This window comes from Streptomyces sp. NBC_01431 (assembly GCF_036231355.1).
Taxonomy (GTDB): Bacteria; Actinomycetota; Actinomycetes; order Streptomycetales; family Streptomycetaceae; genus Streptomyces.
This window is the reverse complement of the sequence record NZ_CP109496.1, coordinates 6121401-6136499: the sequence shown is the minus strand read 5'-3', so window position 1 is coordinate 6136499 and position 15099 is coordinate 6121401. Positions and strand designations below refer to the sequence as shown.

The 15099-nt window shown below is 71.3% G+C and carries 17 protein-coding genes; 5 read left to right on the top strand and 12 right to left on the bottom strand.

Features of this window, described 5'->3' with window-relative positions:
• Positions 1-30: 30 nt before the first annotated feature.
• Positions 31-762, bottom strand: coding sequence for a DUF7873 family protein (locus OG522_RS27980; protein WP_329465777.1), 732 nt, complete (start codon positions 760-762; stop codon positions 31-33).
• A 155-nt stretch (positions 763-917) separates the two neighbouring features.
• Here OG522_RS27980 and OG522_RS27975 point away from each other — a divergent pair, with 155 nt between their 5' ends.
• Together OG522_RS27975 and OG522_RS27970 are read left to right on the top strand one after the other, a co-directional pair.
• A complete protein-coding gene (locus OG522_RS27975; RefSeq protein ID WP_329467763.1) occupies positions 918-1586 on the top strand; it encodes a DUF2293 domain-containing protein in 669 nt (222 codons plus the stop codon).
• Between the two features lie 60 nt (positions 1587-1646).
• Positions 1647-2189 (top strand): hypothetical protein, encoded by a 543-nt coding sequence (locus tag OG522_RS27970; RefSeq protein WP_329465776.1) that lies wholly within the window; start codon positions 1647-1649, stop codon positions 2187-2189.
• A 127-nt stretch (positions 2190-2316) separates the two neighbouring features.
• Here OG522_RS27970 and OG522_RS27965 read toward each other — a convergent pair whose 3' ends face one another.
• The 3 genes from OG522_RS27965 to OG522_RS27955 form a co-directional block, all read right to left on the bottom strand.
• Positions 2317-3561 (bottom strand): SWIM zinc finger family protein, encoded by a 1245-nt coding sequence (locus OG522_RS27965; RefSeq protein ID WP_329465775.1) that lies wholly within the window; start codon positions 3559-3561, stop codon positions 2317-2319.
• Positions 3558-6536, bottom strand: coding sequence for a DEAD/DEAH box helicase (locus OG522_RS27960; protein ID WP_329465774.1), 2979 nt, complete (start codon positions 6534-6536; stop codon positions 3558-3560). The genes OG522_RS27965 and OG522_RS27960 overlap by 4 nt, the downstream gene beginning before the upstream one ends.
• 100 nt (positions 6537-6636) lie before the next feature.
• Positions 6637-8091 (bottom strand): carboxylesterase/lipase family protein, encoded by a 1455-nt coding sequence (locus OG522_RS27955; protein WP_329465773.1) that lies wholly within the window; start codon positions 8089-8091, stop codon positions 6637-6639.
• 426 nt (positions 8092-8517) lie between these two features.
• On the opposite strand from OG522_RS27955, the gene OG522_RS27950 reads away from it, so the two are divergent.
• Positions 8518-8886: a hypothetical protein gene (locus tag OG522_RS27950; RefSeq protein WP_329465772.1), complete on the top strand. Its 369-nt coding sequence runs from the start codon at positions 8518-8520 to the stop codon at positions 8884-8886.
• 38 nt (positions 8887-8924) lie between these two features.
• On the opposite strand, the gene OG522_RS27945 is transcribed toward OG522_RS27950, so the two are convergent.
• Positions 8925-9821, bottom strand: a complete 897-nt coding sequence (locus OG522_RS27945; RefSeq protein WP_329465771.1) for an acyltransferase domain-containing protein — start codon at positions 9819-9821, stop codon at positions 8925-8927.
• 137 nt (positions 9822-9958) lie between these two features.
• Here OG522_RS27945 and OG522_RS27940 point away from each other — a divergent pair, with 137 nt between their 5' ends.
• Positions 9959-10228, top strand: a complete 270-nt coding sequence (locus OG522_RS27940) for a DUF6343 family protein (protein ID WP_329465770.1) — start codon at positions 9959-9961, stop codon at positions 10226-10228.
• Positions 10229-10449: 221 nt separating this feature from the next.
• On the opposite strand, the gene OG522_RS27935 is transcribed toward OG522_RS27940, so the two are convergent.
• From OG522_RS27935 to OG522_RS27925, 3 genes are read right to left on the bottom strand one after another with little or no spacing between them, the layout of a single operon-like run.
• On the bottom strand, positions 10450-10764 hold the full coding sequence (locus tag OG522_RS27935; protein WP_329465769.1) for a hypothetical protein: 315 nt from the start codon (positions 10762-10764) through the stop codon (positions 10450-10452).
• A 24-nt stretch (positions 10765-10788) separates the two neighbouring features.
• Positions 10789-11502 (bottom strand): hypothetical protein, encoded by a 714-nt coding sequence (locus tag OG522_RS27930; RefSeq protein ID WP_329465767.1) that lies wholly within the window; start codon positions 11500-11502, stop codon positions 10789-10791.
• 41 nt (positions 11503-11543) lie between these two features.
• Positions 11544-11861: a type VII secretion target gene (locus OG522_RS27925; RefSeq protein ID WP_329465766.1), complete on the bottom strand. Its 318-nt coding sequence runs from the start codon at positions 11859-11861 to the stop codon at positions 11544-11546.
• Positions 11862-12120: 259 nt separating this feature from the next.
• Here OG522_RS27925 and OG522_RS27920 point away from each other — a divergent pair, with 259 nt between their 5' ends.
• A complete protein-coding gene (locus OG522_RS27920; protein ID WP_329465765.1) occupies positions 12121-12291 on the top strand; it encodes a hypothetical protein in 171 nt (56 codons plus the stop codon).
• Here OG522_RS27920 and OG522_RS27915 read toward each other — a convergent pair.
• The 4 genes from OG522_RS27915 to OG522_RS27900 all read right to left on the bottom strand — a co-directional run bounded on the left by OG522_RS27915 (position 12288) and on the right by OG522_RS27900 (position 15092).
• Positions 12288-12659, bottom strand: a complete 372-nt coding sequence (locus tag OG522_RS27915) for a tetratricopeptide repeat protein (RefSeq protein WP_329465764.1) — start codon at positions 12657-12659, stop codon at positions 12288-12290. The two genes, OG522_RS27920 and OG522_RS27915, sit on opposite strands and share 4 nt — an antisense overlap.
• 100 nt (positions 12660-12759) lie before the next feature.
• Positions 12760-13146 (bottom strand): DUF3592 domain-containing protein, encoded by a 387-nt coding sequence (locus OG522_RS27910; protein ID WP_329465763.1) that lies wholly within the window; start codon positions 13144-13146, stop codon positions 12760-12762.
• Between the two features lie 318 nt (positions 13147-13464).
• Positions 13465-14064 (bottom strand): dephospho-CoA kinase, encoded by a 600-nt coding sequence (gene coaE, locus OG522_RS27905; RefSeq protein WP_329465762.1) that lies wholly within the window; start codon positions 14062-14064, stop codon positions 13465-13467.
• 89 nt (positions 14065-14153) lie between these two features.
• On the bottom strand, positions 14154-15092 hold the full coding sequence (locus OG522_RS27900; protein WP_329465761.1) for a PAC2 family protein: 939 nt from the start codon (positions 15090-15092) through the stop codon (positions 14154-14156).
• Positions 15093-15099: the final 7 nt, after the last annotated feature.

Genomic DNA, 15099 nt, shown 5'->3' with positions numbered 1-15099 from the left:
GCCGGGAGTCTTGGGAAAACTATCCGGCGCTCAGCCGAAAAGGTAGCCGAATACGGCGTCGCCCACTCGCTGGTCGGTGACGTCGATGCCGTTGGCCTCCTCGCGCGCGAACTTCACGGCCTGCTGCACCTTCTCGATGCGGCCGAGGAGTTCGTTGACGCGGCGGGCGGGCAGCGCACCGGAGAACTTGACGGTCGTCCAGTATCCGACCGGTACATCCTCGTAGTACACCTCGACCTGCGCCGGGTGTTTCTCGGTGGCCTCCGCCTTGACGTGGTTGCGCGGCACCTTCTTCGTGCGCAGCGTCCGCACCGGCTCCGTCTTCCAGGAGTCGGTGGAGGGGTCCTGCACCCACGACTCGGCGGCGTCGAGCACCGGAAGCTTGCGCACGAAGGCATTGATGTCCGCCAGCTGCTTTTCCAGGAAGAGCAGGTAGGAGACAGGCACCGCGGCTATGAGGACCCGTCCTTCGACGGTGATGTCGGCGCGCGCCTCGCAGTTCGCCCAGTCCTTGGTGGCGGTCACGTCGAACAGCCGGGTCAGCGTGGCGGCCGTCTCGCGCAGCACGTCCTCGGACTTGACCTGCACCCGGGTGGACTCGGGCGGCAGCTGCTCGCCCTCCTCGTCCTTGGGCTGGTAGGTGCGGGAGATCCCGGCCAGCAACGCGGGCTTATGCAGCCCGTGCTGAATGGCCGTCAGGTCCTGATGGGACTTCGACTTGATTCCCTTTTCGACTGCGATGATCTGATTGAGTTTCGCCACGTGTGGAAACGTAGCAAGGCCGATCCGGCTTGTTCCACCGGTTATTGACCGGGGAATCACACAAGGAAAAGCACGTGAAGAGAGTCCTGCGGGGGAAGCGTGGAGGCAGGGCCGGTCGCCGCCACTGAGGGCGGCGCGCACAAGGAGGCTGTCCCATTCTCGTCATAGAACCCCGCCGGCGCCATCGCTGCGTCGAATGCGACCGCGCCCCGCTGCGCCATCTCGTTCTGGAATCCGGCGCTCCGCGCTGCCTGGACTGTTCGGACCTGGGTCATCTGGTCTTCCTGCCGCGCGGCGACACCGCACTGACCCGCCGGGCACGCGCGGGCAGTTCACTGTCCGCCGTCGTGGTCCGCTTCAACCGACGTCGGCGGCGATATGAACGTCAGGGCGTCTTCGTCGAGGAGCGGGCCCTCGCCGCCGCGGAGGCCGCCTGCCTCGCCGACATGGAGGCCCGCGCCCGCCGACGCGCCCGGGACGCCGAGCGCCGGGCCAACCAGGACCTACGGTTCACCGCGGCGCTGACCGAGGAGATCCAGCGCCTGTTTCCGGGCTGCCCGCCCGAACGGGCCCGCGACATCGCCGAGCACACCTCGGTGCGCGGCAGTGGCAGGGTGGGCCGATCGGCGGCCGGCCGCGCGCTGGACGAAGCCGCCGTGACGGCCGCCGTCCGCGCCTCGGTGCGCCATTTGGACACGGAGTACGACGCGTTGCTCATGGCCCGGGTGCCGCACAACCGGGCGCGGGCGAGGGTCGCCGCGGCCATTGACGCGGTCATGGCCTCCTGGGCCCGGGAAGCCGAGCCGCCCGGAACGGACTCCTGACCTCCACAACCGCCCTTGATCGTCCGGCACTTGAGGCGCTCACCTGGGTATCCCTCCCCCATGACGACTGCGCCGGATCGCCCCTTGCTGCTTCTCGACGTGGACGGCCCGCTCAACCCGTACGCCGCCCGCCTCCCCCAGTTGCGCGGCTACCGCACCCATCGCCTCCACCCGTCATGCTGGCTCTCCCGTCAGACGCCGGGCTCGCGCGCCCACAGGTGGGGCCTGCGCGTGTACCTCAACGCGGCCCACGGCCCACGACTGCGCTCCCTGCCGTACGAACTGGCGTGGGCCACCACATGGATGAACGAGGCGAACGAAATGATCGCCCCGGCCATCGGCCTCCCGCCCGACCTTCCCTTCATAGCGTGGCCCGAGCTCTTCGCCACCGACCCCGACGGCCTGTACTGGAAGACCAGGCCCCTGCTGAAGTGGGCCGCGGGCCGCCCGTTCGCCTGGGTGGACGACATGATCACCGATCTGGACGAGGCCTATGTGCGCGACAACCATGATTCGCCGGCGCTGCTGATGCGCGTCCACCCACGACAAGGGTTGCGGGAGGCGGACTTCAGGAAGCTGACGCGGTGGGCGGCGAGCACGTAGTGCCACCGCCGCGCACCTCCTGGGCCGCGGGCACCATTTCTCCTGCGCCGGCTGTCGCGGCGTCCGTCTGAACTCCCCGGCGCATTGGGCCTTTTACTGCTCGTCCCCAGGCCCGCCGACCTGGGTGTCAGCCGCCCAGGCGCGCCGTGAGCGCCCCCACGGGATCCGCGTCCGGGGTGCCGCGCGGCCACCAGTCGTCCCGGCCCGGGTCCGATTCGTATCCGTACCAGAGGCCGTCGCGGCCGTAGCGGAGTTGCGTGGTGGGGGTGGAGAGGCGGTTGCGGCTGGGGCGGAAGTCCGGGAAACCGGCGGCGGTCAGGGCGGGGCGGGCCCGGTCGAAGGGACCCGCCGGCGGGTCCCAGGGGGTTTCCAGTACCGCGAGTGCCTCCATGCCACCCTGCCGCCAGGCGGCCACCGCGCGTGCCAGGTCGGCGGGGGTGCGGTCGGTGCCCCGGGCCAGGGAGGTGTAGAGGGCGCGGGTCGCGGAGGTCAGGCCGGAGCCGGGGTGCACGGCGGCCAGGCGGACGGCGTCCTGCCAGGTGGAGAGGGAGCCGGTCGGGTCCTCGCCGGTGGTGAGGAGCGTGTGGGCGCGGATGGCCGCCTCGGTGGCGAGGAGGTCCAGGGACAGCGGGTCGGGGCCTCCGTGCACCGCGGGGAAGGCGGGCGGGTGGCCCGGCCTGGGCGGCGCGGGAAACGGTGGCGGCAGGGGAGGGAGCGTGCGTGACTGGACCGCCGTACGGGCCTGGACGGTGGGGAGTTGAGGCGTCGGGGCCACCCGCTCGACGGCCATGCGGGTGGCATTGCGCCGGGTGAGCGCGGCGAGGACTTCCTGCTCGCCTCTCCCGCGCATCAGCAGCAGCACGAACGGATCCTCGTCCAGCAGGCGGCCGGTCTGGTAGCAGAGTGCCGCCGCGTGCTTGCAAGGGTAGCCGTCGTCGGGGCAGGAGCAGTCGGGGATGAGGTCGCCGGAGCCGGGCAGCAGGGCCGCCTCGTCGGCCAGCGCGTGCGGCAGGTCCTTGTCGAGGAGCGCGGCGATGTGGGCGGGCGCCGCCGCCGCGGTGTCGAGGAACTCCTCCCATGCCTGGTCGGGGAGGGTGCGCAGGCGCAGTTCCGTACGGTACGGGCGCGGGCGGGAGCCGTGGACGTACGCGGTGATCCGGCCGGGCGTGACGGTGATCGCGTCCACATGGCCAGCCGCCGCGTAGGCGCGCCCGCGCGCCAGCCTGGCCGGGTCGAGGGCAAGCTCCTCCAGCGCCTCGATCCAGGCGTCGCCCCACCAGGTTCCGGCCCGCTCGGAGCGGGCGCCGAGCGCGGGATAGGTGCGGCGGCGATCGTCGTGGCGGGGGCCGCGAACGGGCGGACGGATTGTCATGGCGTCCTCCGCAGCGAGATCAGGTCGGCCAGTTCCCGGTCGGTGAGTTCGGTCAGGGCGCTTTCGCCGGAGCCGAGCACCGCCTCCGCCAACTGGCGTTTCTGCTCCAGCATGTCGGCGATGCGGTCCTCCACCGTGCCCTCCGCGATCAGGCGGTGGACCTGGACCGGCTGGGTCTGGCCGATGCGGTAGGCGCGGTCGGTGGCCTGCTCCTCCACCGCCGGGTTCCACCAGCGGTCGTAGTGGATGACATGGCCCGCGCGGGTGAGGTTGAGGCCGGTGCCGGCGGCCTTCAGGGACAGGATGAAGACGGGGACCTCGCCGGACTGGAAGGCGTCGACCAGACGGTCCCGCTCGGTCACCGGCGTTCCCCCGTGCAGCAGTTGGGAGGGCACGCCGCGGGCGGTGAGGTGGGTGGAGAGCAGCCGGGCCATGGCGACGTACTGGGTGAAGACCAGCACCGAGCCATCCTCGCTGAGGATGGTGTCCACCAGCTCGTCGAGCAGGGCCAGTTTCCCCGAGCGGGACGCGAGGCGGGGCGCCGTCTCCTTCAGGTACTGCGCGGGGTGGTTGCAGATCTGCTTCAGGGCGGTGAGCAGTTTCATGATCTGGGCGCGGCGGGCGATGCCTTCGCTGGCCTCGACGGCCGCCATCACCTCGCGGACCACCGCCTCGTAGAGGGCGGCCTGCTCACGGGTGAGCGGCACCGGATGGTCGGTCTCCGTCTTCGGCGGCAGCTCGGGCACGATGCCCGGGTCGGACTTCTTCCTGCGCAGGAGGAAGGGGCGGACCAGGCGGGCGAGACGGGCCGCCGCGTCGTCGTCCTCGCCGTTCTCGACCAGCCGGGCGTGCCGGGCGCGGAAGGCCTTCAGGGGGCCGAGCAGGCCGGGCGTCGTCCAGTCGAGCAGGGCCCACAGCTCGGACAGGTTGTTCTCCACCGGGGTACCGGTGAGTGCGATCCTGGCCGGGGCCGGGATCGAGCGCAGCGCCTTCGCGGTCGCCGAGAAGGGGTTCTTGACGTGCTGGGCCTCGTCCGCGACCACCATGTTCCAGGTGTGGGCGGCCAGTTGGGGTGCGCTGGTGCGCAGCGTGCCGTAGGTGGTGAGGACGAAGCCGCCGTCGATATCTTCCAGGGTGCGGCTACTGCCGTGGAAGCGGCGTACGGGCACGCCCGGCGCGAACCGGGCGATCTCGCGCTGCCAGTTGCCGAGCAGGGAGGCGGGGCAGACCACCAGGGTCGGCTCGGTGCGGGCCCGCCGCAGGTGCAGGGCGATCAGGGTGATCGTCTTGCCGAGTCCCATGTCGTCGGCGAGACAGCCGCCGAGCCCCAGCGAGGTCATCAGCTCCAGCCAGGCGAGGCCGCGCAGTTGGTAGTCGCGCAGTGTCGCGTCGAGGCCGGGCGGCTGCTCGGCCGCCGCGGGCCCTTCGAGGAGCCGGTCGCGGAGCACCGCAAGCGCGCCGGCCGGGACCGCCTCGACCGTCTCGCCGTCGATCTCCGCGGTGCCGGTGAGCGCGACGGACAGCGCGTCCACCGGGTCGAGCAGGCCCAGGTCGCGCTTGCGCGCCTTGCGGACGAGCTCGGGGTCGGCGACCACCCACTGATCGCGCAGCCGCACGATCGGGCGGTGGGATTCGGCGAGCACGTCCATGTCGGCTTCGGTGAGCGGTTCGCCGCCGAGCGCCAACTGCCAGTTGAAGGCGAGGAGTTCCCCGGCGTCGAAGAAGGAGGTCCCGTCGGTCGCCGAACCGGGGGCGGGCCGCACCACGGCGGTGGCGCTCAGGGTGCGGGCCAGTTCGCGCGGCCAGTGGACGGTGACGCCCGCCGCGTCCAGCTTCGCCGATGCTTCGCCGAGCAGTTCGTACAGCTCGGTCTCGGTGAGCGGCAGCACATCGGGGACGCTCCGCTCCAGGAGCAGTCCGAGCGGCGGCCAGACGCGGGCGGCGCGGCGCAGGGCGAGCAGCGCGTCGATCCGGGCACGCGGGCCGAAGGCGTCAACTCCGGTTGTGACGGGGCCGGTTCGCGTCCGGTCGCCAGCTTCGGTCGGGCTGCCTGGTTCCTGGTCCGCCCAGAGGCGGGCCGCGTCGACCACGAGGGTGGGGTCGGCGAGGCTGTGCACCTGGACGATCGCCGAGCCCGCGCGCCGGGCCTCGCCCTCCTCGTCGGACGCCGTGTCGAACAGCTCGTACCCGGACAGATCCAGGCGCAGCGACACCCGCACGCCGGCGTCCATGCCGGCGGCCGCCTCCGCCGCCCAGGCGCGGGCCGCGGGCAGGTGCTGGGCGGCGGGTGCGGCGAACGGGGCTCCCGCCGCGTACGCCGCCGCCGGGGTGCGCGGCAGGGTGTCCGCGACCGCGTCCAGGAAGGACCGCACCAGGGCTTCGGGGTCGGGCAGTTGGAGCGCGCCCCGCCCCGGCACGGGGACGGCGTACGCCTCGTAGGGCATGGCGGCGGCGATGGCCCTCAGCTGGGCGATGTCGTCGGCGTCCAGCGGGCCGGCCCGCCAGGCGTCGTGGCTGGTCGAGGTGAGACCGGGCAGCAGTCTGCCCCGCGCGACGAGGTGCAGGGCGTGCAGGGCGGCGGCGCCCCAGCACGCGGCCGCGGGGTGCCCGGCGGGGTGGCGGCGGGCCCCGGTCAGCACCGGGAGGGCGTCGGCGACGGGCACCAGCAGCGCGGGCACCTTGCGGCTGCGGGCGCCCGCGCCGTGGCGGCGCACCACGGTCAGCTCGGTCACCTCGCCCGGCAGCCCCTGCGGAACCGGTCCCTGGGCCGGGTCCCAGAAGGCGACCTTTCCCTCGCGCGGCAACCCGGCGGGCAGGAACACGGCGGCCGCGGCCGTCCAGGACCACGACCGTGGCCCCGGCCCGGCGGCCCTCTGGCCGAGCTCGGACCCGTACCGGCGCTCCCGCTGTCCCCGCCAGGCCGATGAGGTCACCGGCCCCCGCTCCTGGTGGTGCGTCGGTGTCGGCTGGATCATGGGCCGGTCACCTCCCTTCGTCCGCAGGTCATCGTTCAGCGCGTGGTCCGCGACTGATCTACGACCTTACGGGCGGGGTCTGACAATCGACCCCTCGACCTCAGCGCACCCCCTCCCACAAGGCACGTTCCTCGGCGCGGAGGTCGTTCTCGACGGTCGGGGCGACGTCGAAGACCTTGGTCGTCCGGGTCTCGCGGTCGTATGCGGCCCAGCCCGGATCGCCCGTCTTCGCGAAGGCCACCCAAGCCCCGTGCATGGCGTCCGCGAGCGGCTGCTCGGGCCGCTCGCCGAGGATCGGGGCGTACTCCGGGTCGTCGAGCCGGTCGAAGACGAACGCCAGCTCGGAGGCGTGGCAGGCGCCGAGCCTGCCGCCGTGGGCCGGGGAACGCCTGGCGAACTCGTACAGGTACGAACCGGGCACCGACTCGGCGATGCGGATCGCCGGGATCCGGTAGAACCAGTCGGTCGTGACCGCGTCGAACAGCTCACCGGGTACGGCGTCCGGCCGCCGCTCCGCGTACACCGGCAGGGCTTTGTCCGGGTCGAGTCCGTACGCGGTCGCAGCAACCCGGAGCCTGGACTGGGGCAGCACGTCGATGCGTTCCGTCGGCACCAGGAAGAGGCGGTACTCCTCGCGGTTGGTCCCGGCCAGGATCTCGACCCCGCAGTCCGGCGCGGGAAGCGGCAGCTCATCGAGGACGGGTTCGAACGGCATCATGTTGAGCGCCGCCTCGCCCCACAGCGCCGGATCCGGACGGGCGCCGATCTCGCGCCTCAGGTCGGCCTGCGCGGGCAGCAGCTCGTCGAGGGGCACGGCGGCGAAGTCCTCGGCAGTCGCCTCGATGCCGAGCTTCTCGGCGAGCCTGGCGGTGATCAGCTCGGCCGAGGCGGGCCGCAGGAAGTGGTGGGCGGCGCCGCTCTGGAGGATCGCGCGCCGGAACAGTCCGCGCGTGCGGGGCATCGACAGGAGCGCGCCGATGCTCATGGCTCCCGCGGACTCGCCGAAGACGGTCACCTGACCCGGGTCGCCGCCGAACGCCTCGATGTTGTCGCGAACCCATTCCAGCGCGGCGATCTGGTCGAGCAGTCCGCGGTTGTCGGGCCGGTCGGGCAGGCGCAGGAAGCCGTCGCTGCCAAGCCGGTAGTTGATGCTCACGTACACCACGCCGTCGCGGGCGAAGGTGCTTCCGTCGTATCCGGACGCCGATCCCGAGCCATTCGCGAAGGCTCCGCCGTGGATCCACACCATCACGGGGAGTCCGCCACCGGGAGTGGGGTGCGGCGTCCAGACGTTGAGGTTGAGGCAGTCCTCGCCCTGGGGGCCGTCGTCCGGGATGAGGGTGTCGAAGGGCGGCGGGTACGGCGCTCTGGGGGCGCTCGCTCCATAGGAGAGCGCGTCGCGGACGCCGTCCCAGGAGGCGGCCGGTGCCGGCGCGCGAAAGCGCGCCTCCCCGAAGGGGGGCGCGGCGAACGGGATGCCGAGGAAGGCGGCCACGTCGTCGGTGACGAGCCGGCCTCGCACCGCACCCTGGCGGGTGGTTCGGATGGGTTCCATCAGGTTCGTGCGCCTTCCGACGGGGTTTCGAGCAGTGCCGCGCCGAACTCCTCGGGACGTTCGACATGAACCGCGTGCCCGGCTGCGGGCACCACAATCTCTCGTACCCTGCCGCCGGCCCGTGCGTAAAGCCCCAGCGCGTGCCGGGTCTGGGCCGAGCATGGGCTGGGCCGGGGTGCCGTCCCAGCCGGGCACGGCGCCCAGGGCACCGGGGTGGGCCACCGCCTGGACGCTGGGCAGCGGGTGGCGTGGAAGGTGATGTGTACGCGCCACACGAGACGGCAGAGTGTGGGCGTAGGTGTCGTCGCGGCTGTCCGGTCGCCCGGCCGGGCTAGCAACGCGGCACACCGGATGCCGGAAGCACGGCCACGGGGCAGGCTGGCGGCACTGACCGCCGCAGTCATGCCGTACAGACGAGGACCACTCATGTCCGTGCCCGCGTCCCAGTCCCCCGCCCCGGATCCGCGCCGCCGCCGCATGGCGATGGCCGCCGGAGCCGTACTCCTCACCCTCGCCACCGCGGCCTGCACGGAGCTCGACCGTACGGCAGTCGGCGTCGTCTCCTACACGACCGGGGCGCAGCAGGTCGTCATGGTGGTCAGCCCGAACGTGAGGGGCTGCCACCGGCTCGCCCCGACCGGCGCGACGTACGTCAACAACAACACTCTGGTCGACATGATCATGTACCCGGCCCGAAACTGCACCGGCGAGCCGACGACGTACATCGGCAGCCAGCTCGCCAACAACGTGGCACGGAACACCGCACCCTGGCGCAGCTACACCTTCGTGCACTGAACAACACCAAACGCGGCGCCGAAGTCCATGGCCCGCTGCTAGAACTCGAACCATCCGTGGCCCCGGTACCAGTGACCGCCACCGAGCAGATGCCGGGCGACGGCCCGCTCAACCCGGGTGCGCTGGGGAAGCCGCGCCACGGAGAGCTCCGGGTCACCGAAGACGAAGCCGACCGGATCCTGGTCCGCCGGTTCGTCGTCTTTGTAGGCGGTACGGAACAAACCTTGGAAGCGCAGGATGTTGGAGTACTCGGGGAGATGGTCGCGCAACTGCGGATCGAGCAGCCAGGAGTGGCAGGCACCCACCTGGTACCGCTCTTCGGGGTAGTGGCGCGCGAAGAACTCCCTGGCCTGTGCGATGGCGTCGGCGCAGGCGCTCGGCGTCAACGGACCCTGGAAGTCCGGGATGTGGAGGTCGAGGCAGGTGTCGCCGGGGTCCGCTTCAAGACCGGCGGCCCGCACGGCCCGGCACATGCGCTCCCCGAGCCGCGAGCGCTGGAACTGGAGCCGGCCGAGCTGGTAGATCTCCCCGCGGAAGTGCAGCCGCATCCACCCCGGCACGGTGAGCCCGCCGATTCCACGCCGCCTGCGGTGCACCGCGATGTGCCGGCCGAGGTCGGCGAGCGTGCGGCGAGCGATGTCCTCGGGGATCCCCCGGCGACGGTGGTACGCCCTGATGTCCGGCAGCGCCGCGACGGCCACGCACACCGGGAACCAGCGCTCGAGCTCACCCAACCCCTCGGGAAGTTCCGGCAGTTGGGGGTGATGGCCGATGGTTCCGATGTCCTGCACAAGCACGTGCGCCGACCGCTCCAGGAGCTCACCGAGTTCGGGCTCCGCGGCGAACCGGGCGGCCAGGGCGGTCAGTTCGTTGATGTCCTCGTGCGGGACGGCGAGATCGAGCAGAGTCGCGGGGAGGTCGTCGACTGGCAGCATGCGCGCCACCCTAGTCACCGCGTCCCCGCGACACCGCCGTAATACGAGCGTGGCCCGCGGCCGAGCCCGGAGATCCGTTCCCCGCTGCGGCTTTCACGCTCGTGGCAGCGGGTACACCCCCTTTAGAGGCGATCGTCATGCTGCGTACCGGTAACGAACCGATCACCGCCCGCAGCCCCCTGCGGATGCGGCTGTGGCTGAGCATCTGGGGGTTGATCTGGGCCCTCGGGGGCACGGTGGGCTTCGCCCTGGAGGCCCGACCGGGCTGGGCCGCGGCGTGTGCAGTGCTGACGGTAGTGATCATCGTCGACCTGATCATGATCATCCGCCACATCCACCAGGGCCCCCACTATCAGCCGGGCCGCGACATCCCTCCCTACGAGCCCCCGAGCACCCGGCGGCCGTGACCCCAGGCCCCCGCCGCCGATGGGGCGGCGGGGAGGGCATCCGGGCTTCCAGCAGCACCGCTGAGGGTTCCGCATGGACGTGCCCAGCACCGCTGGTCAGAGGCTTCCGCGCGGGGCGCCGTCGCCGCGCCGTGGAGGCCACCGCACGGGGCGTGCCCAGCACCGCCGGCCAGAGGTTCCGCATGGGCGTGCCCAGCCCCGCTGCGTGCTGACCGTGAGCCCTACCTCTCCCGCCGAGCGACGCGAGCCGCCTCCAGCTGCCGTTCCCGCTCCTCTGCCGGGATCCGTTCCCATGCCCGCCGGGCCTCCGCCACCCGCTCGCCCAGCGCGTCGGCGTACGCGGGCGCTCGCACCGCCTCCCGCAGCCCGATCCGCCCATCGAGCACATCCCGCGCCATCTCCTGGAGCGCCGCCCCGGCTCCACCTCCGGCCAGCGTCCGCAGCGAGTCACGCAGGGTCCGGGCCTGGGCGAGGCCCCGGTAGGGGGTGACGAACTCTTCGGGGGCGAGTTCTCGTTCGTTCCCGGGGTGGGACATCCGGTCCTCCGTCGTACGGTTCGGTCAGGCGTCGGGGAAGTCGTAACTGGCGCGTGGCAACGGGAATCCGTTGAGCCCGGCGGCGACTTCTCCGCCGAGGGCCGCAAGCTGGCTGTAGATGCCGTCGATCGCCATCTGGAGAGCGTTGATCTTGGCGGTGGCCTGCGACCAGAGGTCGGCGATCTGCTCGATCTCCAGAGCGATCGCGGCAAGGCCGGCCACCGCCCCGATGACCGTCCACCCCAGCGCACTGGTGGCCGCCAGCTTGATCAGGGCGAGGAGCGCCTGATCGCAGAGCTGCGCGATGATCTGCCCGAGGACCTCAGCCGTGGACCACACCCCGTAGGCCGCGGTCTCGTACTCCGCTCCCATTGCCGCCAACGAGCCCTGGATGTCAAGCAGGTTGCGCCGCAAGGTGTCGAAGTAGACGAAGGCCGCGTCCGCGGCGTTGCCGTCCCATGTTCCGTCGAGCAGTTCGTTGCCGGCCTTGATGTTCTCGGAGACGCCTTCGCAGAAGGCCGACAGGTTCCGCCATACCTGGCCGCATTTCACGTACGCTTCCCAGTCGCCCGCGAAGTACTTCTTGACCAGTTCCACCGGGTTCACGTCTTCGCCGAAGGCCCAGTCGAAGATCTTGGAGAGCCCGGCGGTGGGGCTGACCAGGTCACTCACTTCGTTGAACGCGTCCAACGGCGTCTTGAACTCATCGGGTTTCGACGGGGGTTGGAGATGGGACACGGGCTCCGCCACATCCGCGAACCGCGTCGCCGCCTGCGGGCTCATCGGCGGGGCGCCGGGTGCTGGGCGTCCATCGACGCCGCGACGGCGTGATCCGTCTCGCGGTAGTAGCGAGCCGAGTTGCACAGTTCCCGGGATGAGCCATCCAGAATGGTCCGCAGGCGCTCCATGGTGGTTTTGACGTCTTGGTGCAGATCGCCATGGAGATCGAGGAGACGGGTGAACAGGCCCAGCTCACCCTGCGGGATGGTCCCGAACTTCGCCACATACCCCGTCGCCTCCGTCGCGTCGTCGGCCGCTCTCCGCACCAGCCCGGCGAACCCGTCGAGATCGGTCGTCCTGACGCGTAGGCGGTCCATCAGAAGGTGCTCCGTCCGTTGGTGGTTCGATGCCGATGCCGCGGCATGCTGACAACGTCATGACATCAGACAGATACACAGAGTGAGAACCACTCACCGAGAGGGAATCAGGGGCACGATGCCCGGGCGAAACAAAGATCTCGACCCTGCGGGCCGCGTGCTCGCTTACCTGACCACCCCGGAGAATGAGCGTCGACGAGCCCGTTGGTCTGCTCTGGATCACTCGATCGTGTCAATGGCAGCCTTTACCTTCACGGCCATGGCGATCATCTTCTGGTGCACGTTCATCGTGATCGCCTTCGTCCGCGACCTCGGGTGGACCGAGAGTCGGGGCGGCTTCTTCCTGGTCGGCACGGCCGCCTATTTCCACCACGAACGCCGACGCCTGCGGCGCAGGAAGCCCACTGCTTCCGGCCGGCGCCGCCGCTAGTCCCCCTCCTCCTCGAACCGGGCCGCCGCCAGATACTCCGGCTTGGGATCAAGCGCTGCCGCCAGGCGGAAATGGCGTTTGGCCTGGGCGGGGCGGGACTCGCGTTCGTAGGTGCGGGCGAGCGCGAAGTGGGCGAAGGCGTTGTCCGGTTCGCGTTCCAGGACGAGCTGGAACTCCAGCTCGGCGGAGCGGAGTTGGGCCGAGGCGAAGAAGGCACGGGCGCGCAACAGGCGGGCCGCGGTGTTCTCGGGATGGGCCGCGATGACCGAGTCGAGGAGTTTGACGGCGCCACGCGGGTCCCGGGCGGCCAGGAGCTGTTCGGCCGCGCGGTAGTCGATCACGTGCGTCTCGGGAGTGCTCTCCGCCACGTACATGTCCTTCCCTCGCTGCGGGTTGTCAACGCCATGCCCAGCTGGTGTATTCCGTACGCATACGAATGTGATCGCGCCCCGAGCGGCAGGCAGGTACTCAGAGCGCGGCTGCCGCCAGCGTCAGCCCCAGCAGCACGATCACGGCTCCCGACACCATGAACGCCCGGTCCACACCGGTGCGTTCCCGGCCGAGGAGGACGACGGTGCGCGGGTCCGCCGGGTCGTAGGACACCCGGACGCTGCTACCCGGCGGAAGCGGCGAACGGCGGCAGGGCGGGACCGGCGAAGGGAGTTCGAGGACCCTGCCATCAGCCGTCTCGTATTGCAGAAGGGGGCGCACCGCGCCCTGCGGTGCCGGTTTCACCAGCGCCCAGGCGAGCGCACCCGCCGCCTCCACGCGCCGGGTCTCCCGCAGCCCGTACGCTCCGGCGAGCACCGCCACGAGGCCCCCGAGCACTGTGAAAGCCGCCAGTATGAAGAGCACAGTCGGATCGTAATCCCGCCTCGGCCGGGGCGGCGGCCCAAGCCGCGGAAACCCCGCGCGAAGGCGGATCCGTACGGTCCTCGTACGCGCCGGTTCACCTGACAGCCGGGTCCGCGCCCCCATGAGGCGTGCGACCGTGTCCGCCTATGGGTCGGCCATGTGCCGGATTCAACGTCCCGGCACCCGCACTGCTACCCCCGCGCCGTTTCGCTGCCCGCCTCAGAACACCGCCCTCAGCCCACCGCACAAGCCACCCCGGTAGCGAGCCGCTTTCGCCCCCGTCCGAGCCCACCGCGCAAGCCAGCCGGTAACAAGCCCCTACCGCCCCGCCCGCTCCGCCAGCCTCTCCCACACCTTCCGCACCTGTGGTTCCAGCGCCTCCAGAGGGCCGTCGTTGTCGATCACGATGTCGGCCACGGCCAGCCGCTGGGCGCGGTCGGCCTGGGCGGCCATGCGGGCGCGGGCTTCGTCCGCCGTCATGCCGCGCAGGCGCACGAGGCGGTCGAGCTGGGTTTCGGGGGCCGCGTCCACGACCACCACCAGGTCGTACAGCGGGGCCAGGCCGTTCTCGGCCAGCAGGGGCACATCGTGGATGACCACCGAGTCGGGGCCCGCGGCCGATTCCAGCGCCGCGGATCGCGCGCCCACCAGTGGGTGCACGATCTTGTTCAGGGTCGCGAGCTTGTCGGGGTCGGAGAAGACGATGCCGCCCAGCTTGGGGCGGTCCAGCGTGCCGTCCGCGGACAGGACGCCGGGGCCGAATGCCTCGACCACCGCCGCCAAGCCCGGAGTTCCGGGCTCGACGACCTCCCTCGCGATCCTGTCCGCGTCGATCAGCACGGCTCCGTACGAGACGAAGAGCCGGGAAACTTCGCTCTTGCCGGCGCCGATACCGCCGGTCAGGCCCACCTTCAGCATGAGCCGAAGCCTAGAGCCTGTGTGCGAACACCGCCCGCGCGGAGGCGGATACGCGGCCTCCCGTCGGGCCAGGACGAGGGCGGGCCGCCCTACGCGTCGCCCTCCCGCTCCGCGAGGAAACGTTCGAACTCGCGGCCAAGCTCCTCCGCGGACGGGAGGTCCGCCGGTTCGGCGACCAGGTTGCCGCGGGATTCGGCGCCCGCCACCGCGTCGTACTGGTGCTCAAGCCCCTGGACCAGGGTGACCAACTCCTCGTCGCCCTCGCCGATCTGACGCTCGATCTCGGTCTGCGTGCGCTGCGCTTCCGTACGGAGGCCGTGCGCAACACTCGGCAGGACAAGGCCCGTTGCCGCCGTGACCGCTTCGAGCGCGGTCAGTGCCGCATCCGGGTAGGCCGACCGCGCCACGTAGTGCGGGACGTGCGCGGCGACGCCCAGGACGTCGTGCCCGGACTCCATCAGGCGGTACTCGATCAGCGACTCGGCGCTGCCGGGCACCTGTGCCTCGTCGAACGGCGAACGGTGGCCGGGCATCAGGTCCGTGCGGTTGCCGTGCGGCGTGATGCCGACGGGGCGGGTGTGCGGAACGCCCATCGGGATGCCGTGGAAGTTGACGGAGAGGCGCACGCCGAGTCGCTCGACGATCTGGCGGACGGCGAGCGCGAAGCGCTCCCACTCGACGTCCGGTTCGGGGCCGGACATCAGCAGGAAGGGCGCGCCGGTGGCGTCCTGGACCAAGCGGACCTCCAGCGCCGGAACCTCGAAGTCCGTCCAGCGGTCCCGCTTGAAGGTCAACAGGGGACGGCGGGCCCGGTAGTCGACCAGGCGGTCATGGTCGAAGCGGGCCACCACCTGGTGGGGCAGCGTGTCCAGCAGCTTCTCGACGATCTGCTCGCCGGTCTCACCTGCGTCTATGTAACCGTCGAAGTGGTAGAGCATGACCAGGCCTGCCGACTCCTGCGCGAGCGCCATGTCGACGACGGCGAGGCCCTTCGGCTCCCATTCGTACAAATCCTGCGGATCCAGCACGATTACC